We start from the raw sequence: 22,160 nt of genomic DNA on the forward strand, positions 1-22,160 counted from the left end.
CGACCGATCTACACTCGGTGACCGCGAACGCTTGGTTGCCGGGGGCAAGAGCGCGTCACATGGGTTCGTGTTCGGCGGTGGTCTTGATGTTGGTGAGGGACGTGATGATGCCGCGGCGTTGCTGCTTGGGCAGCCGCAGTACGGCGTTCATGGTCTTCTGCACCCACGCACCCTTCTGGGCGGGAAGGACCTGCATGTGGTGGGTCAGGCGGGTGCCGGTCTGCTCCGGGACGATGGTGTAACTCCACAGGACGCGGCCGCCCTCGCCCCGGTTCTGCTCCTTCATCGGCGGGAACGAAGCCCAGCCGAACTCGTGACCCGGGTCGAGGATGGTGACTTCGGACCGGGCGTCGAACTTCTGCGGCCCGGCCTTCTCGTGCGCGATCCACCGGGCTCCGACATGCAGGGTGTCGTCGAATTCGATGGCCTTGGTGATGCTCTTCGGACCGGCGTACTCCGGGTGCCGCCGGACGTCGGTGACGAGGCGCCACACGGTCTCCGGCAGCGCGTCGATGTGAACGCTTTCCTCGATGTCGACCAGCGTTTCCATAACTCCCTCCCCAGGGTGATGCCTCCACAATGCGCCGATCCGGACCGCCCGTCGAGGGTGCCGAACCGTAGTCGCCGTCCGCATACACACGGTGGCGTTCCGGCGCACCCTGTTCCCCGGTGTGTGCAGCGACTCAGCCTGGCAACCGTCCCGCTGCCGGACGAAGGTTGACCAAGGCAAGGGATTTCGCCGTACGGCGGCTTCAGCCGGGTGGATCGGCCTCGTCGTAATCCTCCCTGACGACGAGGTAGTACATCGGCGTGACCACCAGGACGAAGACGAGCACGATGAACGGGATGGTGAACGGGAGGCCGTGTTCGGCGAGCCAGGAGCCGGTCGCCGTGAAGATGGTGCAGACGGTCAGGCCGAGGCCGGTCGTGAAGTAGTTGAGGACGGTGAGACCGTCGGCTCTTCGCTTCGGCAGGCGGACGCTGTAGACCCAGCTGAAGATCCGCCGGGCAAGGACGAGGCTGGCGCCCGGCGCGACGAGCGGTCCGACGAGGTACCCAGCGCCGAAGACGCCCGCCCACCCGAACCCGAGGTACAGGCCGGTGACCAGCGCACAGCCGAGGATGAAGGCGATGAGCCGGCTGAGGACGGAGCGCGGGCGGGCGAGGTAGTTGCCGACGGCGGGGTCGCGGCCGATCGTCACGAGGGCGTGTGCGGCGATCGTGCGCATGTCGTCGCCGGCCATGTCGCCTGCGTCGAGCGGCTCGTTCGGATGCAGCTGATGGTGCACGACGACGTCGTTGATCCGCGAGACGGTCAAGTCCAGATTCAAGTCCCGGAGGTCGTCCCCGGTCTCGTCACGCTTCTCGTCCGGATCGTCCGGATCAGCCGTTGGCATACAAGCAGAATGGATGCCCGGCCGGGTCAAGGAGCACGCGGACGTCTTGCTGGGGCTGGAAGTCGGCGAGGGTGGCGCCGAGTTCGAGGGCGTGTTCGACGGCCGCGTCCAGCTCGCCGACCTCGATGTCCAGGTGCATCATCATCTGTTGCCGGCCCTCCTCGGCGGGCCAGACCGGGCGTTCCCATGGCGCTGAGGTCTGGGTCTGGAACGCCAGGTAGGTCTCGGAGTTGCCTGGTACGGCGAGACCGAACCCGCCGGGCTCGTCCTTGTATATCTCCCAGCCCAGCACCTGATGGTAGAACCGCCCGAGCGCCTGGGGATCCGGCGCGTCGATGACCGTACCGAAATAATGGCCCTTCTCAGCTCGCCCTCGCAGCATCTGCTCCTCCTCGGGATGTCTCCGTAAGAGACTAGACCGGTGAACCGACAAGACGACCTGGCCGCTGAGGGAGAACCGGAGAAGGAGTTCAATCCGGGAATCGCGTCCCGGCTGCCACGCAAGACCACGGCCGGCGGCGCGCTGATCCGCGACGAGGCCGGCCGCATCCTCTTTCTCGACCCGACCTACAAGCCGACCCTCGACATCCCCGGCGGCATGGCCGAGTACGACGAATCGCCGTACGACGCCTGCTGCCGCGAACTCCAGGAGGAGCTCGGCCTCGAACTCCCAGTCGGCGACCTCCTGGTCGTCGACTGGGTCCCCGCACTAGGAGTCTGGAACGACGCTCTAGCTTTCGTCTTCGACGGCGGCGTCCTCACCCCCGCCACCATCGCCCGCCTCCACATCGACCCAGGCGAAGCCCGCGGCGCCGAGTTCCTCACGCTGGACCAAGCGCGCCCGCGGCTCCGCCCCTCCCTAGCCCGCCGCCTCACCCTCGCCCTCAACGCACTAACGGCAGGACACCCGCTGTACGCCGACTTCGGCCGCCAGCCGGCCGAATAGCCGGGCGGCCGTCAGAGGTCCGCGATGTTGATGAGGACCTTGCCGGTGGTGCTGGATTCTACGGATTGGTGGGCGGCGGCGGTTTCGGATAGGGGGTAGTGGTGGAGGGGGAGGCCTGCGGGGGTGCCTACGGGGAGGGCGTTGGCTTTCAGGGCGGTGTTGATGTCTTCGGCGGCGGCGGTGAGGAATTGCCAGCCGACGCTGTAGAGGAGGACGAACTGGTAGCGGGCGTTCAGGCCCATGTTCTGGCCGACGTCGACGGTGAACGGTTTGTCGCCGTTGTTCGCGTAGATCGCGATGGTGCCGCGCGGCCGCAGTACGGCGAGGTCGAGCTCGTTGTTGGCGCCGATGGCTACCTCGACGACGAGATCGACGCCGTCAGGCGCAACGGCGCGGATCTGCGAGGCCGCATCCGCGTCCTGGTAGTTCACGACGTGGTGCGCGCCGGCCGCCTCGGCGTACGCCGTCTTCGTGGGGCTGACGGTCGCAATGACCGTGGCGCCGGCCCAGCGGGCCAGTTGGATCGCCGCGTGTCCGACTGCGCCGGCTCCACCGGCGACCAGGACCACCTTGCCTTCGAGGGCGCCGGGCGCTAGCCGCGTCGGGCCGCCCTCGGCGACCGTCAGAGCGCGGTGCGCCGTGATCGCGGGGATGCCGATGCTCGCGCCGAGCTCGAAGGAGGCGTTGTCGGGCAGCGCGAACACGCGCTCGACGGGGACGACTGTGTACTCCTGTGCGGTACCGCTTGCTGGGCGTCCGTACGCAGCCAACGTCACCCAGACCCGGTCGCCGACGGCGAATTCGTCGACGCCTGGCCCGACTGCGTCGATGATCCCCGCGCCATCCTGGTTAGGGACGGACTCGACCGCGTCGCCGCCGTACAGGCCCGTGCGGGCCTTCCAATCTGTTGGGTTCACGCCGGAGACGGCCACCCGAATCCGTACCTCGCCCGCCGCGGGCTCCGCGACCTCGCGATCCACCAAGCGAAGTACGGCGTCAGCGGGGCCGAGTTGGTCGTGCACGATTGCCTTCATCAGGAACTCCAGAGCAGCGGCGTCATGGTCATCCGCTATAGCCGAGAGCGCCGCTGACATATTCCATCTCGACCAGGAAACTGTATCCGGTATACGATTGGAGCCTGATGTACCGCGTTGGGTAGGGTTGGTGCGTTTGTGGAGGGGAGTATTCCCTCGCGGGTGGCGCCGAGCGTCGCCTGGAGTGGCAGTGTCGTCATCACGGGAGGCCTGGACGGCCGAACCGGTGCTGCCGGCCTGGGGTAGCCCAGGCGGAAGAGACCTCCGGACCGCGTTGTCGTCGTCCGGAGGTTTGTGATGGTCTCGAGCATGTCCCCTGTCGTCTGGGTGGTCACGATCGCCGGCCTGCTCGCGATCGTCGCGTTCGACCTGATCGTGATCGCCAGGCGGAAGCGCACCGTGACGATCAAGGACGCGACCCGGTGGGTGCTGTTCTACGTCGGGCTGGCGGCGCTGTTCGGCGTCGGCTTGTTCGTGTTCAGCCCGGGAGCCAGCGGCGGTGAGTTCGTCGCCGGGTACATCACCGAGTACAGCCTGAGTGTCGACAATCTGTTTGTCTTCGTCATCATCATGGCGCGGTTCGCCGTACCGTCGCTGGCCCAGGACAAGGTGCTCTACATCGGCATCGTGGTGTCGATGCTGCTGCGGGCGGTGTTCATCCTGGCCGGGGCGGCGGCGATCGCGGCGGCGAGCTGGGTGTTCTACCTGTTCGGCGCGTTCCTGGTCTATACCGCGGTCCGGCTGGCGCTCGAGGGCGACAACGACGAGACCGACTTCCAGGAGAACGCCGTACTGCGCGGGATGCGCCGGGTGCTGCCGCTGTCGCACGACTACGACGGCGCCAAGCTCACCACCCGGGTCGACGGCCGCCGGATGGTGACGCCGCTGGTGATCGTGATCGCCGCGATCGGGATGGCGAACGTGATCTTCGCGCTCGACTCGATCCCGGCGATCTTCGGCCTCACCCAGGACGCGTACATCGTGCTCACCGCGAACGCGTTCGCGCTGATGGGCCTGCGCCAGCTGTACTTCCTGATCGGCGGTCTGCTGGAGCGGATCATCTACCTGAACGTCGGCCTGTCGGTGATCCTCGCCTTCATCGGCGTGAAGCTGATCATCGAGGCGCTGCACGGTTCGCACATCGACGACATCGGCGCGATCCACCTGCCGCACATCGGCATCCTCACCTCGCTCGGCTTCATCGCCGGCACCCTGTTCATCACCACCGTCGCCTCACTGATCAAGTCGTCGTACGACCGCCGCCGGGTCGAGGTCCGGATCAAGACCGACGAGTGACGCCAGTACGACGTACGGCTGGCTTTCCGGAAACTAATCTGCACCCACTGACGACTTTGTTCCGGATAGCGAGGGCGCTCGGAGGCGGAGGTAGAGGAGCGGGATCGGGGTGAGGATCAGGCCCGAGGCCGTCAGCGCGGCTCTCAACGACGTACGGCCGATCGCGCCGAGCGGCGGGCCGCCGACGACCTGGCCGATCGCGTTCGCCTGCGACACCATCGAGATCACCGTCGCGCGGGAGCGCGAGTCGACGTGCCGGTTCAGCCAGGCCGACTCGATCGGCCAGGCGAGCGTGCCGGCGATTGTCCGCACCCACATCGCGGCCAGCGCGAGCCAGAGATGATCGAGCAGCGCGAACGCGGTCACAGCGGACAGTTCCACCAGGCTCAGCACCGCGAGTACGCCGTTCGGATGCGTCGCGCTGAGCCGCTCCGGCGAGAGCCGGTTCAGTACCACGGAGGTGACGAGCGCGAGCAGCGTCCCGACCAGGGCGAGGACGGTGAACCAGAACGCCGGGTCCGACGTACCGAAGACCGCCGGGAAGCTGAAGTGCAGGATCTTGACCGACCACAATCGGTCGAACGCCTCGCTGGACAGCCCGGAGATCAGGCTGATCAGAACCAGCGTCCGTACGACGGGACGCCGCCGGGCGACGGCGAGTCCGTCCTTGAAGGTCTCGGCCATCGACCGTTCCGCCCGCGGGGTGCGGTGGAAGTTGTCCTCGCGCATGAAGACCGCCAGGGCCAGCGCGAGCAGGAGCATCCCGCCGCCTGAGAGCGCCATCGGCAGCGGCAGGCTGACCAGGCCGAGTGCGCCGGCGGTGACGGTGCCGGCGATCTTGGCGGCCAGGCTGATCTGCTGACTGCGGACGAACACCTTCGCGGCCCGGTCGGTACCGACCTCGTCGGTGATCCAGGCCTGGTCGGCGCCGGAGGTGAAGGTGTAGCCGACACCCCAGAGCACCTGCGCGGCGAGGATCGCCAGGAACGCCGGCACCAGGCCCTGCAGCAGGAGACCGGCCCCGATCAGGGCGAAGCCGATGATGATGGACAGCCGGCGGCTGTAGATGTCGGCGACGATGCCGGTCGGCACTTCGAACAGGAAGCAGGCGAGTTCGAGGGTGGTCCCGACCAGGACCATCTGGAGTGGGTCCAGTCCGGCGTCGCGGACGTAATACACCATGCTGAGCGTGAACGCGAGCGCGGACAGGAACGCCCAGGCGCCGTTGTAGACGTAGTACGTCCGGGCCGGATCAGCGGACCCGTAGGCAGGCAAATGCATCGGAAGCTCCACGTTGTGCGGGCAGACGGAAGCGCCGGCCGTTCACGCGGCGGGGTCTCCCCGCGACGTGGCGCTACGAAGGCGCGCGACGGCAAGCGCTTGACGTGACGCACGACGGCGGCTCGCGGTGGCGAGAGCGGTGGTGCGCTTTCAGGAGCGACGTTGCATGGCGTCAGGGTAGGCGACGGTCCGGCGAGTCCGCCTCCGAATTAACCGACTGCATCGGGCTTTCAGGGGTACCATCGAAAGTGCCTGGCCCGGCCGTTCCCCCGTGATGGTCGGGTCAGGTTTTGCCCTCTCGCGGACATCTCTCGCTGACGTGTCGAGAACCGGCGGGCGGCTCCGTCTCCCTTGTAGAAGCTTCGACAGGGAGAGGACCCCGATCATGTTGCTCGAGAACAAGACCGCGATCGTGTACGGCGGCGGAGGCGCGATGGGCGGCGCGGTCGCCCGAGCCTTCGCGGCCGAGGGCGCCACCGTGCACCTTGCCGGCCGGACGCTCGCTAAGTTGGAGAAGGTCGCCGCTGACATCGCCGAGGCCGGTGGCCGGGCGACGGTCGCCGTCGTCGACGGGTACGACGCTGAGTCGGTGAACGCACACGTGGCGTCGATCGAGGGCCGGATCGACGTCGTCTTCAACGGCGTGAGCGTGCGGGTGAAGCAGAGCATCCCACTGGTCGACATGGCAGTGGACGACTTCGTCCGGCCGGTCGAGGACGCCGCGCGGACGAACTTCATCACCGCGACCGCGGCCGCGCGCCGGATGATCGAGCAACGCGGCGGCGTGATCCTGATGCTGTCTTCGTCGGCCTCCCGCGAGTCCGGCCCTGACTTCGAGATGGGCGGCTTCAGCCTGGCCTGCGCGTCAATCGAGACACTGACCAGGTCACTCGCCGGCGAGATCGGCCAGTACGGCGTACGCGTCGTCGCCCTGCGCCCGAACTTCACCCCCGACACCCACCCCGAGTGGAACATCGAGGAAGGCGGCCTCGACCACCTCATCAACCGCACCGCGCTGCGCCGCCTGCCCCGAATGGCCGAGGTCGCCCACACCGCCGCCTTCGCCGCCTCCGACCACGCCGGCCCCATCACCGCCGCCGTCCTCAACCTCAGCTGCGGCGCCATCGCCGACTGACCCCGCCCTCACCTTGAGCACCCACCGACCAGATTTCTTCCCGAAATCTGGTCGGTGGCTTCTCAAGGTCAACTGCGAGGATGGCCGGATGCCCAGTACGACGGCGAAGGCAACGACCTGAGCTGGCCGATCGGTGTACGGGCGATGGACGCTGCGCCTCGCCGGGGCTTGACAGCGGCACCGGCGCCAGGTTGACTTCGACATAGTTCACAGAGGAAATAAAGTCGGGATCCGATCGAAGCCGGTGGCTCAGAGCGACTTCGGACGGGGCTGACGCACATCCTGATCCGCTGGCGGGCCATCGGGTCGATCCGTGCTGTCACCCCATTGGTTGCCTGATGCAATGAGTGATAACCCTTGAAAACAAGGGATCTGAGCCGATCGGTCAAGGTCTGGTCTCGGCCGCAGAGATAGTCTTCCGCAGCAGAACGTTCTGTGTCATCCTCGCCGGGACAGAACCCGAGATCCTATCGGATATTGGAAGGACGCGGAGTGAGTGCAACCCTGAAACCGGCCGCGCGGCCGGCGCCGGTACGCAGCGAGGCGGTGAGACCCGCCCGGATCCCGCGGCCGAGCCGGTGGACCGCGGCCCGGCGGAGTCTGCGCCGGCACTGGCAGCTGTACCTGCTCATCGTCGTACCGCTCGCGTACTTCGTCATCTTCAAGTACGTCCCGATCGCCAACGCGGTGATCGCGTTCAAGAACTACAGCCCGGTCAAGGGTCCGTGGGGCAGCGAGTGGGTCGGGTTCCGCAACTTCGAGCTGTTCTTCGCCAACCCGACGTTCTGGACCCTGGTGAAGAACACCTTCCTGCTCTCGGTCTACACGGTGCTGGCCAGCTTCCCGATCCCGATCATCCTGGCGATCGCACTGAACGAGATCCGCAACGGGCGGTTCAAGAAGACCGTCCAGCTGGTGACCTACGCGCCGTACTTCATCTCCACCGTCGTGGTGGTCTCGATGACGATCCTGGTGCTGTCGCCGCGGCTCGGCTTCGTCAACGACGCGATCGGGCTGTTCGGCGTGCCGTCGATCGACTTCCTCGGCAGGCCGGACTACTTCCGCCACATCTACGTCTGGTCCGACGTCTGGCAGACCACCGGATACTCCGCGGTGATCTACCTGGCCGCGCTGTCCGGTATCGACCCGGCCCTGCACGAGTCGGCCCGGATCGACGGCGCCAGCCGGCTGCAGCGGATCCGGCACGTCGACCTGCCCGGCATCATGCCGACCGCGGTGATCATCCTGGTGCTCGGCGTCGGCAACATCATGTCGATCGGGTTCGAGAAGGCGTTCCTGCTGCAGAACCCGCTGAACACGGCCCAGTCCGAGATCATCGCGACGTACGTCTACAAGACCGGTCTGCTGAACGCCGACTTCAGCATGGCGACCGCCATCGGGCTGTTCAACTCCGTCCTCAACCTCTTCCTGCTGCTCGGCGTGAACTTCGCCGCCAAGCGCATCACCGGAAACGGACTCTGGTCATGACAGTGATCGCCCGTACGACGTCCCGCCGGTCGGAGCGCACCACGATCGAGGAGACCCGGACCGACAAGATCTTCCTGACCGGGGTGAAGATCATGCTCTGGCTCGCCCTGATCGTCGTTGCGGTGCCACTGATCTACATCGTCGCCAACTCATTCAGCAGTCCGTCCGCGGTCAGTGCCGGCCGGGTGCTGCTCTGGCCGATCGAGCCGAGTGTCAAGGCGTACCAGGAAGCCTTCAGTGATCCGCTGATCATGAAGGGCTACCTGAACTCGTTCATCTACGCGATCGGCGGCACGCTGATCTCGGTCACGCTGACGGTCGCCATCGCCTATCCGTTGTCGCGCCGTACCTTCTTCGGCCGGAACGTGATCATGAGCCTGCTGATCTTCACCATGCTGTTCTCCGGCGGCATGATCCCGACGTACCTGGTGGTCCAGGACCTGGGCATGCTGAACACCCGTTGGGCGATGGTGATTCCGAGCGCGATCGGGGTCTGGCAGGTGATCATCGCCCGGACTTTCTTCCGCTCGACAATCCCGGATGAGCTGTACGAGGCGGCCACCATCGACGGCGCGAGCGATCTGCGCTTCCTCTGGTCCATCGTGCTGCCGTCGTCCAAGCCGGTGATCGCGGTGATCGCGCTGATGTACGCGATCTTCCAGTGGAACAGCTACTTCGACGCGCTGGTCTATCTGAAGGACCCCGGCCTGTACCCGCTGCAGATCGTGCTCCGGAATGTGCTGATCCTGAACACCCTCACCGGGTCCACCACCACCACAAGCCTGGCCCAGCAGCTCGAACAGCAACAGCTGGCCAACGTCCTCAAGTACGCGCTCATCGTCATCTCGAGCCTGCCCGTACTGATCATCTACCCGTTCGTCGCCCGCCACTTCACCAAGGGCGTGATGGTCGGCGCGGTCAAGGGCTGAAAAGCCTACTCCAGAAGGGAAACACCAGACATGCGCTCATCCGTGAGCAAGGTTGTCGCGCTGGCTGCGGCCGGCGTGCTCGCCCTGGCGGCGTGCAGCTCGGACAAGTCGAAGGGTGCGGCGAACGAGACCACGGCCGACGGCAAGGTCGTCATCGACACCTTCACGCCGGCCGACCAGAGTACGAACCTGGACACCAATGCGGTGACCAAGATCATGAGCGACAAGTTCAAGATCCAGTTCCGCTGGCAGACCACGACGTACGACGCCGGTCCGGCCAAGGAGAAGCGGCAGATCTCGCTGGCCAGCGGCGACTACCCGGACCTGTTCTTCCTGATCCCGTGGATCGACGCGTTCACCCAGGCCGAGGTGCTCAAGCTCGGTCAGCAGGGTGTCGCCGTACCGCTGGAAGACCTGATCAAGGAGAACGCGCCGAACATCCAGAAGGCGCTGGACTCCAACAAGGAGTACAAGGAGATGTCGACCGCGCCGGACGGTCACATCTACGCGCTGCCGCAGTGGGCCGACTGCTTCCACTGCACCTACCCGGACAAGTTGTGGATCAACAGCACCTGGCTGAAGAAGCTCGGCCTGCAGGTGCCGAAGACGACCGAGGACCTGCGCACGGTGCTCGAGGCGTTCAAGACCAAGGACCCGAACGGCAACGGCAAGGCCGACGAGATCCCGATGACCACCGACGTCCAGGACAGCAGCCTCATCGCGTACCTGATGAACGCGTTCGCCTATGACCCGGTCGGCGCGAACAACGGCGTACGGTCGCTGATCACCCTGAATGGCGACAAGGTCGTCACTCCGGTGACCTCGCCGCAGTGGAAGGAAGGACTGAAGTACATCGCGTCCCTGTACAAGGACGGCCTGATCGACCAGGCCGCGTTCACCCAGAACGCGCAGGCGCTGCAGGCCCAGGGCAACAATCCGAAGGCTGTCGTCCTCGGCTCGGTGCCTGTGCTCTGGCCGGGCATCTTCGTGCAGCTCGACTCCAAGGACGGCCGGGACAAGCAGTACGACGCGGTGCCGCCGCTGACCGGTCCCGAGGGGAAGAGCTACACCGGGTACAACCACCCGACCTCCACCGGCTACACGTTCATGCTGACCAACAAGGCCAGCAAGGAGGCCCAAGTCGCGGCGATCAAGATGCTGGACTGGATCTACTCCGACGAGGGTCAGATGATCACCAACATGGGTCCGGAGGGCGTCGGCTGGACCAAGCCCGGTGCCGGTGACATCGCGCTCGACGCGAACACCAAGCCGCTGTACAAGCCGAAGCAGGACCCGCCGAAGAACATCAGTTGGGGCGCGCTCGGCCAGTACAACAACACGCTGGCCTTCCGGAACGCGCAGGTCGTGCCGAAGGACATCTACGCCGGCGCCGGCCTCGAGCGGCGGCTGTGGGAGGCGACGAAGCTGTACGAGGGTCACGAGGACAAGGCGCAGTGGTTCCCGCAGACCTCGGTCTGGCCGGACCCGAGCCTGAGCGGTGAGACCGCCACTCTGCAGACCAACCTCAACAACTACGTGAACCAGAACCAGCTGGCGTTCATCACCGGCTCGAAGAACATCGACACCGACTGGGATGCTTACGTGAAGGGTCTGGACAGCACCGGCATGCCGCGGTACCTCGAGATCCAGCAGCAGGCCTACGACAAGTACAAGTCCGGGAGCAAGTAGACCTCCATGTCGCATGATCTGTGGTTCCGAACTCCGGCTCCGGACTGGTTCGAGGCGTTGCCGGTGGGCAACGGTCACCTCGGCGCGAAGGTGTTCGGCCGCGTCGACGAGGAGCGGATCGCGCTCAACCTCGACGACGTCTGGTCCGGCGACGGTCCGCGCACGTTGAACGTCACTGATGGTCCTTCCGTGCTGGCCGACGTACGGCGGTTGCTCGCCGAGGGCGATCAGTTGGCGGCGACCGAGCGGACCCGGGCGTTGCAGGGTCCGCTGGTCGAGTCGTATCAGCCGCTCGCCGACCTGCGGATTCTGTCGTCGGGGGAGCCCGAGGAGTACCGGCGGAGTTTGGATCTGGAGACCGGAATCGTCGCCGTCGACTACACGGTCGGCGGCGTACGGTTCCGGCGGGAGACGTACGTGTCCACGCCGGACCAGGTGATGGTGTGGACGATCACGGCCGACGAGCCGGGTGCAATCGACCTCGCCCTGGAGCTGACCAGTCAGCATCCGGTGCAAGTGGAAGTTGCCGATGGCACCTATGGGATCGTCGGTCACGCGCCGTCGGAGCTCACCATCGAGTACCGGAAGAGCCCGGACCCGATCCGCTACAGGGATGGCCACGGGATCGGTTTCGGCGTCGCGCTCCGGGTTCACAGCACCGGCGGCACAGGCGACGTCGGCGCGGCGGGCGTTGCTGTCCGCGGAGCCGACAGTGTGACCGTGGTGTTGTCGGCGGCAAGTACCTTTGCCGGGTGGTCGGTCCCGCCCGGCCGGGATCCGCTCGTCGCATTGCGCGAGGCAACCGCCGTACTGGATGTGGTTGCCCTCGACAAGCTTCGGGAGCGGCATCTCGAAGATCACCATCGGTTGTATGACCGTGCTGAGTTGCAGCTGGGCGAGCCGTCGGAGTTGCCCACCGACGAGCGAATCAAGGCCGGTGGCAACGATCCCGACCTGGTCGCGTTGATGTTCAACTTCGGCCGTTATCTGCTGATGGCGTCGTCCCGCCCTGGGACGCAGGCGGCCAACCTGCAAGGCATCTGGAACCAGGACCGCCGGCCGATGTGGGCCAGCGACTGGACCAACAACATCAACACCCAGATGAACTACTGGCTCGCCGACCTCACCGGCCTCACCGAGTGCTTCGACCCCCTCACCGACCTGCTCGAAGGCTTGGCCGAGTCCGGTGCCGAGACTGCGCGCATCCTGTACGACGCACCCGGCTGGGTGTCGCATCACAACGCGGACATCTGGCGCGCGACCTGGCCGGTGGGTGAAGGCGGCGACGACCCGGTGTGGGCGATGTGCGCGACCTGTGGAGTCTGGCTGACCGCGCACCTGATGGAGCACTACCGATTCCAGCAGGACCTGGACTTCCTGCGCGATCGGGCGTATCCGCTGCTCGCCGGCGCTGCCGAGTTCGTCCTGGCGATGCTGGTGGAGGACCGTGACGGGCGACTGCAGTTCATCCCGTCCACCGCGCCGGAGCACCACTTCGTCCTGCCGTCGGGCGACAAAGCCTCGGTCGACCTCACCACGACGTACGACATCTGGGTCATCAGAGAACTGTTCTCCAACCTGCTGGAAGCGGAGGCAGCGCTGGGTCTGGCGACGGACCTGGCTCGAGAAGCTCGTGTTGCCCGGGAGCGCCTGCCGGAGATCCGTACGGCGGACGACGGCCGGCTGCTCGAATGGCCGACCGATTGGCAGCCGTCCGAGCCTGATCATCGGCATCAGTCGCATCTGTACGGCCTCTACCCGGGCGCCGAGATCGACCCCACGCGTACGCCGGAATGGGCATCAGCCGCCCGAAAGTCGCTCGAGGTCCGGACGGCCGGTGCGAAGCCGGGCGGTTGGACGAGCGCTTGGCTGGTCGCGTTGTGGGCACGACTGTTCGAGCCGGAGAAGGCGGCGGCTGTCATCCGCGACTATCTCAGCCGGCTCGTCTCGGACAACCTGCTGCACCGCGACGGCGACATCTTCCAGATCGACGCCAACTTCGGCATGACCGGCTGCATCCCCGAGCTGCTGATCCAGAGCCACACCGACACCATCCGCCTGCTGCCGGCTCTCCCGAGCGACTGGCCGGACGGTTCCTTCCGCGGTCTCCGTGCCCGCGGCGGCCTGACCTTCGACGTCACCTGGCGCGAGGGCAAGCTCACCGCCGTCACAGTCCACGCCACCCACCCCGGCACCTTCCAGATCGCCCTCCCCGCCAACGGCACCACCACCGTAACCCTCGCCGCCGGCGACTCCCGCACTCTCCTCCCGCCCGCAGCCATTTGACGGGTTCACCAGTCAAATGGTGGGTTCCCCGCTCGCATCCGGGCGGGGAACCCACCAGGTCGGCGGGTAACCCATCAAATGGGGGCGGTGGTTAGGGGTGCCTAACCAAACTTGTTGTAGGGTCTGCGGCATGAAAATCCGCCTTGGGGTTGTTGTCGTGGCCACCGCGTTGCTGGCGCTGACCGGGTGTGGGGGAGGGGAGACGAAGAGCTCCGACTCCGGGCCTGGCGACACCGAGGTGGCGACGGGCGGCCGGTTGTTCAAGACGGCGGATGCGGAGACGGCCAAGCTCGGGTCGGACGCGGAGCCGGGGGTGTTCCCGCGGACCGTGAAGCACGCGCTGGGCGAGACCAAGCTGGAGAAGAAGCCCGAGCGGATCGTCGTCCTCGACAGTGGTGAACTGGACGACGTACTCGCGCTCGGCATCACCCCGGTCGGGATGGCGACGACCGCGGGTCAGAGCGGCGTACCGTCGTACCTCGCGGACAAGGCGCAAGGGATCAAGACGGTCGGCGGGATCAGCGAGCTGAACCTCGAGGCGATCGCCGCCCTGAAGCCGGACCTGATCCTCGGCAGCAAGCTGCGCGCGAACGATCTCTACGACAAGCTGAGCGCGATCGCGCCGACGGTGTTCAGCATCCGGCCCGGGTTCCCGTGGAAGGAGAACTTCCTGCTGGTCGGGGACGCGGTCGGCGAGGAGACCAAGGCGACCCAGCTCCTGAACGACTACCAGAAGCGCGCCGACGAGGTGAAGGCGAAGGTCGACGGGTCGCCGACGATCTCGCTGGTCCGGTTCCGGCCGGGTGAGATCCGGCTGTACGGCAACCTGTCCTTCATCGGCGTGATCCTGAAGGACGTCGGGCTGCCGCGGCCGAAGATCCAGGACGTCCAGGACCTGGCCGTCGAGGTGTCGCAGGAGAACATCGGCAAGGCCGACGGCGACTGGATCTTCTACTCCAGCTACGGCAAGCCGGACACCACCGCCGAGAACACTGTTGTCAACGGCAACCTCTGGAAGGCGCTGCCGGCGGTGAAGGCCGGCCACGTCGCCCGCGTCGACGACGAGGTCTGGTTCCTCGGCCTCGGCCCGCTCGGCGCTCAGGGCGTCCTCTCCGACCTGGAGAAGCTCCTCGGCCCGAAGGGCTAGTCGCCTGGAGAAGCTCCTCGGCCCGAAGGGCTAGTCGCCTGGAGAAGCTGCTCCGCCCGGAGGGCTAGTCGCCTGGAGAAGCTGCTCCGCCCGAAGGGCTAGCCGACCGGAGGAGCTGGAGACGCCCGAAGGGCTAGCCGACCGGGAGCAGGCCGCGTTCAGCGAAGACCTTCTTGGCGACGAAGATCGCGTTCAGTGCCTTCGGGAAACCGCAGTAGCCGGCGGCGTGGGTGAGTGCCTCGACGATCTCCGTGGTCGTGAGCCCGACGTTGAGCGACGTACGCACGTGGACTTCGAGCTGCGGCTCGCAGCCGCCGAGGGCGGTCAGGATGCCGAGGGTGACCAGCTGCCGCTGCTTCGGGTCGAGGCCGGGCCGCGCGTAGATGTCTCCGAAGCCGAACGCGACCACGTGGTGCGCGAGGGCGGGGGCGATGTCGGCGAGGTTCTCCATCACCGCCGGCGCTGAACCCCCGTCGACCGCGGCCAGGACGGCGAGGCCTCGCTCGTACCGGGTCTGTTCTTCCGGGCTGTTGATGTCGGGAACGTGAGTCATGCTCTCGACGCTAGCCCCGGCCGGGATCACTAATCATTTCGGCCGGTTCGGTCCTTCGTAGGGATGAAAGACCGGGTGTGGACTTTGGTCCGGACCCGGTGTCGGCAAGAATCGCAGCATGTCGGACCGCCAAACCGCTGTCGCCGCCCGGAACCCGCCGTCGCGCGGTTCGGCCAGGCGACGCCGGAAAAGCAGCCCCTGGCGTCGCGGGTGGGTGATCGCCGTGCTCGCCGTGCTGACCGCCGTACCGCTGATGTTCCATCGCTACGTGCCGAACTCGATCGGCAACCTCGGCAGCTTGCTCGACACGTTCCTGCCGTGGGTCGGCGTCGCCATACCGATTCTGGCGGTGTCTGCGGTGGTACGACGTTCCGCGACGGCTGGGGTCGCGTTGCTCCTTCCGGCGGCGGTGTGGGGGCTGATGTTCGGGCACCTCCTAATCCCCGGCAAGGGCGGTGGCGCCTACGACCTGCGGGTGCTCTCGCAGAACGTCGACGCGGACAACCCGGATCCGCAGAAGACGGCGCAGGAGCTGCTGGCGGCGGACGCGGATGTGGTGGCGCTCGAGGAGATCACCACGGCCGACATGAAGATCTACAAGGCAGCGTTCGCCAAGACCTATCCGTACGAGGTCCAGCGCGACACGGTCGCCCTCTGGTCGAAGTATCCGGTCGCCCAGAGCAAGTCGGTCGACGTCGGCTTCAAGTGGACCCGAGCGCTGCGGGCCGAGGTGAATACGCCGGAGGGCAAGGTCGCGGTGTACGTCGCCCACCTGGCCTCGGTCCGGGTCGGAGCCGGCGGGTTCACGTCCGGCCAGCGCAACGACACGATCAAGGCGCTCGGCCGGCAGATCTCCGACGAGAAGCTGAACGGCGTGATCGTGATGGGCGACTTCAACGGTACGGCGAACGACCGCAGCCTGGCGCCGTTGACCACCGGACTGCGATCGGCGCAAGGCGCGGCCGGCTACGGCTTCGGATTCACCTGGCCGGCCAAGTTCCCGATGGCGCGAATCGACCACATCCTGGTCCGCGGCGTCACCCCTACCAAGGCCTGGGTAATGAAGTCCACCGGCAGCGACCACCGCCCAGTGGTAGCCGAGCTCAGGATCTAGTCCGCGATCGCCTTGAGGGAGGCGTAGCGGACCGCTTCGGCGCGGTGCCGGACGACCTCGACGTTGCCCTCAGCAACAAGGTCGACTACGGGTGGAGATTCGGGTGGAGACGCGGGTCGGCGCGACTCTAGTTGAAAGCAGGAGTAACGTTCCGAACCGGTAACACCACCATCCGTCACATCGACGATGCGGGAGGCCGGATGCTTGCGCAAGACTCGATCCTGAGGCTGGACGCCACGGCGATCGACTACATCATCATCGCGTTGTACTTCACCTTCGTGCTCGGCATCGGGTACCTGGCCAAGCGCGCCGTCTCCAACAGCCTGGACTTCTTCCTCTCCGGCCGGTCGCTGCCGGCCTGGGTCACCGGCCTGGCGTTCATCTCGGCGAACCTGGGCGCGATCGAGATCATGGGCATGTCCGCGAACGGCGCGGAGTACGGCATGCCGACGGTGCACTACTTCTGGATCGGCGCGATCCCGGCGATGCTGTTCCTCGGCGTCGTGATGATGCCGTTCTACTACGGCTCGAAGGTGCGCAGCGTGCCGGAGTTCATGCTGCGCCGGTTCGGCAAGCCCGCGCACCTGGTGAACGCGATCAGCTTCGCCGTCGCCCAGGTGCTGATCGCCGGGGTGAACCTGTTCCTGCTGGCCACCATCGTCAACGTGCTGCTCGGCTGGCCGATCTGGGCGTCGGTGATCGTCGCCGCGCTGATCGTGCTCAGCTACATCACCCTCGGCGGCCTGTCCGCGGCGATCTACAACGAGGTGCTGCAGTTCTTCGTCATCGTCGCCGCGTTGCTGCCGCTGACCATCGTCGGCCTGCACAAGGTCGGCGGCTGGCAGGGCCTGGTCGACAAGGTGACCGCGTCGCCGGGCGGCTCCGAGCAGCTGAGCGCCTGGCCCGGCAACGCCCTGAGTGGCTTCAGCAGCAACTTCCTGTCCGTGATCGGTCTGGTCTTCGGCCTCGGTTTCGTCCTCTCGTTCGGCTACTGGACGACCAACTTCGTCGAGGTCCAGCGGGCGATGGCGTCGAAGAACATGTCGGCCGCCCGCCGTACGCCGATCATCGGGTCCTTCCCGAAGATGTTCGTCCCGTTCATCGTCATCATCCCGGGCATGATCGCGGCCGTGGTCGCGCCCGAGCTGGCCCAGTTCAAGGCCACCGGCAGCGGCGACGTCGACTACAACGATGCGCTGCTGATCCTGATGCGCGACCTGCTGCCGAACGGCATGCTCGGTCTCGCGATCACCGGTCTGCTGGCGTCGTTCATGGCCGGTATGGCGGCCAACCTCAGCTCGTTCAACACGGTCATGACGTACGACCTGATCGAGCGGTACGTCGTCAAGGACCGGCCGGACGGCTTCTACCTGCGTACCGGCCGCTGGGTGACTGTCGTCGGCACGCTGATCGCCATCGGGACCGCGGCGATCGCCTCCGGCTACAGCAACCTGATGGACTACCTCCAGCAGCTGTTCTCGTTCTTCAACGCGCCGCTGTTCGCCACGTTCATCCTCGGTATGTTCTGGAAGCGGATGACCGCGACGGCCGGTTGGGTCGGCCTGGTCAGCGGTACGGCGACCGCGGTGGCTGTGTTCGTTCTTTCGGAGAACGGCGTCATCGACCTGCCCGGCCAGGGTGCGAGCTTCGTCGGCGCCGGCGCGGCCTTCGTGGTGGACATCATCCTCAGCGTGATCGTCAGCCTGGTGACGACGCCGAAGCGCGACACCGAGCTCGTCGGACTGGTGTACTCGCTGACGCCCAAGGAGCACCTGAAGGAGGACGCCCAGCACGGCGACGGCGGCTGGTACCGCAAGCCGGTGCTGCTGGCCGGCATCTCGCTGGCGCTGACCGTCGCACTCAACTTCGTCTTCGGCTGATCCCGGAAGGAGCACAGTCATGGCTGATCGCGAGAAGAAGAAGGCCGGGGCGTTCGACATCCGGGTGGTGATCGCGACGCTGATCGGGATCTACGGCCTGGTGCTGACGATCCTCGGCATCATCGCGGACCCGAAGGAGGTGGACAAGGCGGCCGGGATCAACATCAACCTCTGGGGCGGCATCGCGATGCTCGCCTTCGCCGCGTTGTTCGTCGCCTGGGCCCGGCTGCGGCCGATCGTCGTACCGATCACGGAAAGGCCGGCCGACGCTCCGGAGGAGTGATCAGTACGATCGTGGCAGCCACCGGAGGCTGCGCCATGACCACATCTCCGCCGCGCTGGGAGTACACGAGGCGACTCAACCGCGTCGTGAATCACATCAGCGAGCACCTCGACGAGCCGCTCACCCTGCGCGAGCTCGCCGACGTCGCCGGCTTCTCGCCGTACCACTTCCACCGCATCTTCAAAGGCGTCATGGGCGAGACATTGAGCAGCTTCATCTGGCGGCTGAGGGTGGAGCGAGCAGCCAGCCTGCTCCTCTGGCAGCCGACAACGCGAGTCACCGACATCGCGCTCAGCTGCGGTTTCTCCTCACACTCCAACTTCGCGCGGGCTTTCAAGGAGCGCTTCGGTGTCAGCGCCTCCGAGTTCCGCAAGGGTGGAGACATACACCGCAAGGAGGGAGAAGGTGACAGCAGGCGTGCGCTCTACGCTCCGAAGGACTGGGACCTGTACCCCGAGGAGAGCCGCACGATGAACGTCGAAGTCAAGACCCTGCCCGCCTACCACGTCGCCTACATCCGTCGCTTCGCCTACAGCAAAGGCGTCTTCGCCGAGCACCTCAACGCGGCCTTCCAGCAGGTCTGCGGCTGGGTCGCCGGCCAGGGCCTCTTCGGTCCCAACACCTTGGTCATCGGTGTACCCCACGACAATCCCGACGTCACGCCCAACGACCTCTGCCGGTACGACGCATGTGTCACGGTGCCGGCGACTGTCACGACCGCTTCGGCAGAGGTCGACATCCAGGATCTCCCGGGCGGGCGCTACGCCGTACAGCGCCTGGACGTCGACGACCCGGCCGAGATCGGCCGCAGCGTGGATGCGATGTACGGCGGTTGGCTGCCCGGCAGCGGCTTCCAGGCCGACGACCGCCCACCACTGGAGATCTACTACGACAGCGCCGAGCCCGGCCCCAAGAAGCGCATCGTCCTCGACTTCTGCATTCCCGTCACCCCGCTGTGAGCATGTCCGTTTGGCGAACATCGGCGTCCGGTGTGGTCCTGCCGTCCGGGCGCCTGTGTTCGTAGGCTCGAAGTACCCGATCAGGAGGACTTCGAGATGACCATCACTTCCGGTTCTTCGGACCTCGCGACGCTGGCCGAGCGGTACGCCGAGGACGGCTTCGTGCTGGTGAAAGGCCTGCTCAGCAAGGAGGAAGCTGCCTTCTACCGGCAGCGCAGCCACGACCTGCTGGCCTTGCTGCACCGGGCCGACGACCCCACCTGGGCCGCCGCGCGGGAGATGACGGACGCACCGACGAAGCTGCAGCATCTGCACGACGCGCAGTTCTACGACGCCGCGTTTTCCCGGCTGCTGGTGGACCCGCGGTTCACCGACGTGGCCGCCGCGGTGATGGGGGTGGAGAACGTGCAGCTGCACCACACCAAGCTGTTCGTGAAGCCGCCGGAGAACGGGTCGCCGTTCCCGCTGCACCAGGACTACCCGTTCTTCCCGCACAAGTACCACCGGGTCGGTGCGGCGATCTTCCACTTCGACGACGCGCCAGTCGAGAAGGGGTGCGTCAGGGTCATACCGGGCAGCCACAAGGAGGGGCCGCGGGAGCACGACCCGGAGGGGTCGTACCACTTGCCCGACGTACCGTTCGACTCGGCGATCCCGCAGCCGGCCGAGGCGGGCGACGTACTGTTCTTCACCTATCTGACCGTGCACGGGTCCGGGGTGAACGTCAGTGAGGAAGCCCGGACGACCTGGCTGATCCAGTACCGCGATCCGGCGGACCCGCCGACGGTGAAGACGCACGACTTCTCGCTCGGTCAGGGCATGATGCTGCGTGGAGTCGACCCGACCGGCAGGAGTGGCGTTTGACGCTTTCGGATGTCGCTGACGCGGACCGTTTCGTCGACCTCGCCGGGCTGCTGGAGTCCTGCGAGGTCGACGGGTTCCGTGCCGACTTCCTGAGCTGGGGGCACTACCGGCCGGAGTACTGGCGCAACTACTGGCACAGCCACTCCTTCCACGAGGTCTGCCTCGCGTACTCCGGCTCAGGCCGCTTCAACTCCGGAGACGTGCAGTACGACGTCCAGCCCGGCTCGGTCTTCATCGCCCGCCCCGGCGACGTCCACGAGATCGAGTCCAGCCGGTCCGAGCCCTTAGGCATAGCCTTCTGGGGCTTCACCTTCCGCCCGGGCTCTGACCAGCCTGGATGGTGGTCGGGCCTGACTCGAGCCGACGGCCCAGTGGTGTCCGACCGGACAGACTCGTTGCCGGCACTCATCACCGCGCTGGCCGCCGAGGCAGCAGCACCGTTGTCTGGCTACAACACCGCTCTAGCGGCTCTCGCCTCCACACTGGTGCTGGAAACCGCCCGCGCCTTCGCCCTCGACGAGGACCTGGCCGTCGAGCCCGTCGTACGTGACCGGGCTCCACTGGCCGTCGCCGCGATGCAGCGGCACCTCCGAGACAACCTGTCCCGGCAGATCACCGTCCGGGACGTCGCAGCCGCTGCCCACCTCTCCGAGCGCCATGCAGAGCGCCTGTTCCACCAGCAGACCGGAACGTCGATCATGTCCACCTTGCGCCGGCTGCGCCTCGAGCTGGCCGCACAGCTGCTGCTCGACCCAGCCGTCACCGTGACCGAGGTAGCCCGCTCCTGCGGCTATTCCGACGTACGCCCGTTCTCCACAGCCTTCCGCCGCCACTATGGCCGCACACCAGGCGACCACCGCCGCAGTGGAGGCACCGAGTTTATCTAGAGCGACACCTGGACAGTGTTTCGCGTGGCTGCTCCAATGCAGCAACCACACCTCTGGGAGGGGTCATATGAGAAGTCGACTCGGCCGCGTCATCGGCATCTGCGCGCTGGCACTCGGGCTGATCAGCCTGCCGGCGCTGTCCGCCTCCGCCATCACCGGCGGCGAGCCCGATGGCAACGGTCATCCCAACGTCGGCGTGATCCTGTTCTACCAACCCGACGGGCGCTTCCGCTGTACGGCGACCCTGGTCTCGCCGACGGTGCTGGTGACCGCGGCGCACTGCACGCTGGGCACGCTCGGCAAGACGCTGGTGACGTTCGACTCGGTGATCGCCGAGCAGCCGCCGTCGCCGTTCCCGGTCGCTGCCGACCCGTCGAAGGGCTACACCCAGGCCGAGCTCGAGAAGGCCGGCTACAAGTCGGGTACGGCGTACGCGCACCCGAAGTACTCCGACTTCACCGACATGGACAACTGGAACGACGTCGGCGTGATCGTGCTCGACAGGCCGGTCACCAACATCGCACCGGCCAAGATCGCGCCCACCAACTACCTGAACGCCTACCAGCAGCCGAAGCTGAACAGCACGCTCTTCAGGTCTGTCGGCTACGGCACCGAGGTCCGCAAGGCCGACAGTGGTCCGCAGAAGCCGACCCCGATGTCGTACCCGCTGCTGCGCCGCTGGGCCGACGAGCCCGGCCAGAAGCTCACTCCGCAGATCCTGCAGGTGAACGGCAACGAGCACGACACCCGCGGCACCGGCGGCACCTGCTTTGGTGACTCCGGCGGCCCGACGTTCCTCGGTGGCTACCAGGTCACCGTGACCAGCTACGGCTACACCGCCAACTGCCGCTACCTCGACGGCCTGCAGCGGATCGACATCAAGGTCGTCCAGGACTGGCTGAAGACGTACGGCGTACCGATCGGCTGACCGCTCTCCCTACCGGTGCCGCGACCGTCTCAGTCGGTCGCGGCACCGGTGCTATCCTGATCGC

General features: G+C 66.5%; 21 protein-coding genes. 15 read left to right on the forward strand and 6 right to left on the reverse strand.

The genetic code is table 11. The features are described 5' to 3' along the window. Positions 1–55: 55 nt before the first annotated feature. The 3 genes from EV646_RS25545 to EV646_RS25555 all read right to left on the reverse strand — a co-directional run bounded on the left by EV646_RS25545 (position 56) and on the right by EV646_RS25555 (position 1,779). Complete coding sequence (locus EV646_RS25545; RefSeq protein WP_158291016.1) at positions 56–550, reverse strand: SRPBCC family protein; 495 nt, start codon at positions 548–550, stop codon at positions 56–58. Positions 551–752: 202 nt separating this feature from the next. Next, positions 753–1,397, reverse strand: coding sequence for a hypothetical protein (locus EV646_RS25550; RefSeq protein ID WP_132152779.1), 645 nt, complete (start codon positions 1,395–1,397; stop codon positions 753–755). Next, positions 1,384–1,779 (reverse strand): VOC family protein, encoded by a 396-nt coding sequence (locus EV646_RS25555; RefSeq protein ID WP_132152781.1) that lies wholly within the window; start codon positions 1,777–1,779, stop codon positions 1,384–1,386. The genes EV646_RS25550 and EV646_RS25555 overlap by 14 nt, the downstream gene beginning before the upstream one ends. A 39-nt stretch (positions 1,780–1,818) precedes the next feature. On the opposite strand from EV646_RS25555, the gene EV646_RS25560 reads away from it, so the two are divergent. After that, positions 1,819–2,343 (forward strand): NUDIX domain-containing protein, encoded by a 525-nt coding sequence (locus EV646_RS25560; RefSeq protein ID WP_132152783.1) that lies wholly within the window; start codon positions 1,819–1,821, stop codon positions 2,341–2,343. Positions 2,344–2,354: 11 nt separating this feature from the next. Here EV646_RS25560 and EV646_RS25565 read toward each other — a convergent pair whose 3' ends face one another. Continuing rightward, positions 2,355–3,377 (reverse strand): NADPH:quinone reductase, encoded by a 1,023-nt coding sequence (locus EV646_RS25565; protein WP_132152785.1) that lies wholly within the window; start codon positions 3,375–3,377, stop codon positions 2,355–2,357. A 309-nt stretch (positions 3,378–3,686) separates the two neighbouring features. On the opposite strand from EV646_RS25565, the gene EV646_RS25570 reads away from it, so the two are divergent. Beyond that, positions 3,687–4,673 (forward strand): TerC/Alx family metal homeostasis membrane protein, encoded by a 987-nt coding sequence (locus EV646_RS25570; RefSeq protein ID WP_132152787.1) that lies wholly within the window; start codon positions 3,687–3,689, stop codon positions 4,671–4,673. 33 nt (positions 4,674–4,706) lie between these two features. Here EV646_RS25570 and EV646_RS25575 read toward each other — a convergent pair whose 3' ends face one another. Further along, entirely contained in the window at positions 4,707–5,954 is a 1,248-nt protein-coding gene (locus EV646_RS25575) for an MFS transporter (protein WP_132152789.1), read from the reverse strand. Positions 5,955–6,339: 385 nt separating this feature from the next. Between EV646_RS25575 and EV646_RS25580 the strand changes: the two genes are divergently transcribed. From EV646_RS25580 to EV646_RS25605, 6 genes are all read left to right on the forward strand, one after another. Then, positions 6,340–7,089 (forward strand): SDR family NAD(P)-dependent oxidoreductase, encoded by a 750-nt coding sequence (locus tag EV646_RS25580; RefSeq protein WP_132152791.1) that lies wholly within the window; start codon positions 6,340–6,342, stop codon positions 7,087–7,089. A gap of 492 nt (positions 7,090–7,581) precedes the next feature. Then, positions 7,582–8,577: an ABC transporter permease gene (locus EV646_RS25585; RefSeq protein WP_132152793.1), complete on the forward strand. Its 996-nt coding sequence runs from the start codon at positions 7,582–7,584 to the stop codon at positions 8,575–8,577. Beyond that, positions 8,574–9,506, forward strand: a complete 933-nt coding sequence (locus EV646_RS25590) for a carbohydrate ABC transporter permease (protein WP_132152794.1) — start codon at positions 8,574–8,576, stop codon at positions 9,504–9,506. The genes EV646_RS25585 and EV646_RS25590 overlap by 4 nt, the downstream gene beginning before the upstream one ends. A gap of 30 nt (positions 9,507–9,536) precedes the next feature. After that, the gene (locus tag EV646_RS25595) at positions 9,537–11,195 is read left to right on the forward strand and encodes a type 2 periplasmic-binding domain-containing protein (protein ID WP_132152796.1); all 1,659 of its coding nucleotides are present in this window, start codon (positions 9,537–9,539) and stop codon (positions 11,193–11,195) included. 6 nt (positions 11,196–11,201) lie between these two features. Then, complete coding sequence (locus EV646_RS25600) at positions 11,202–13,481, forward strand: glycoside hydrolase family 95 protein (protein WP_132152798.1); 2,280 nt, start codon at positions 11,202–11,204, stop codon at positions 13,479–13,481. 130 nt (positions 13,482–13,611) lie between these two features. Next, on the forward strand, positions 13,612–14,628 hold the full coding sequence (locus EV646_RS25605) for an ABC transporter substrate-binding protein (protein WP_132152800.1): 1,017 nt from the start codon (positions 13,612–13,614) through the stop codon (positions 14,626–14,628). Between the two features lie 133 nt (positions 14,629–14,761). Here the strand turns inward: EV646_RS25605 and EV646_RS25610 are convergent, their stop codons facing one another. Then, on the reverse strand, positions 14,762–15,181 hold the full coding sequence (locus tag EV646_RS25610; protein WP_132152802.1) for a carboxymuconolactone decarboxylase family protein: 420 nt from the start codon (positions 15,179–15,181) through the stop codon (positions 14,762–14,764). A 118-nt stretch (positions 15,182–15,299) separates the two neighbouring features. On the opposite strand from EV646_RS25610, the gene EV646_RS25615 reads away from it, so the two are divergent. The 7 genes from EV646_RS25615 (at position 15,300) to EV646_RS25645 (ending at position 22,096) form a co-directional block, all read left to right on the forward strand. Continuing rightward, the gene (locus tag EV646_RS25615) at positions 15,300–16,295 is read left to right on the forward strand and encodes an endonuclease/exonuclease/phosphatase family protein (RefSeq protein WP_132152804.1); all 996 of its coding nucleotides are present in this window, start codon (positions 15,300–15,302) and stop codon (positions 16,293–16,295) included. A gap of 200 nt (positions 16,296–16,495) precedes the next feature. Next, positions 16,496–18,175, forward strand: coding sequence for a sodium:solute symporter family protein (locus EV646_RS25620; protein ID WP_132152806.1), 1,680 nt, complete (start codon positions 16,496–16,498; stop codon positions 18,173–18,175). Positions 18,176–18,194: 19 nt separating this feature from the next. Then, complete coding sequence (locus EV646_RS25625) at positions 18,195–18,458, forward strand: hypothetical protein (RefSeq protein WP_132152808.1); 264 nt, start codon at positions 18,195–18,197, stop codon at positions 18,456–18,458. Positions 18,459–18,493: 35 nt separating this feature from the next. Then, positions 18,494–19,417, forward strand: a complete 924-nt coding sequence (locus EV646_RS25630) for an AraC family transcriptional regulator (RefSeq protein ID WP_132152810.1) — start codon at positions 18,494–18,496, stop codon at positions 19,415–19,417. Positions 19,418–19,513: 96 nt separating this feature from the next. Then, positions 19,514–20,281, forward strand: coding sequence for a phytanoyl-CoA dioxygenase family protein (locus tag EV646_RS25635; RefSeq protein ID WP_132152812.1), 768 nt, complete (start codon positions 19,514–19,516; stop codon positions 20,279–20,281). After that, complete coding sequence (locus EV646_RS25640; RefSeq protein ID WP_132152814.1) at positions 20,278–21,168, forward strand: helix-turn-helix domain-containing protein; 891 nt, start codon at positions 20,278–20,280, stop codon at positions 21,166–21,168. The genes EV646_RS25635 and EV646_RS25640 overlap by 4 nt, the downstream gene beginning before the upstream one ends. A gap of 67 nt (positions 21,169–21,235) precedes the next feature. Further along, positions 21,236–22,096, forward strand: coding sequence for a trypsin-like serine protease (locus EV646_RS25645; protein ID WP_132152816.1), 861 nt, complete (start codon positions 21,236–21,238; stop codon positions 22,094–22,096). The last annotated feature ends 64 nt before the right edge of the window (positions 22,097–22,160 follow it).

It is taken from the genome of Kribbella antiqua, assembly GCF_004345665.1.
GTDB lineage: Bacteria > Actinomycetota > Actinomycetes > Propionibacteriales > Kribbellaceae > Kribbella > Kribbella antiqua.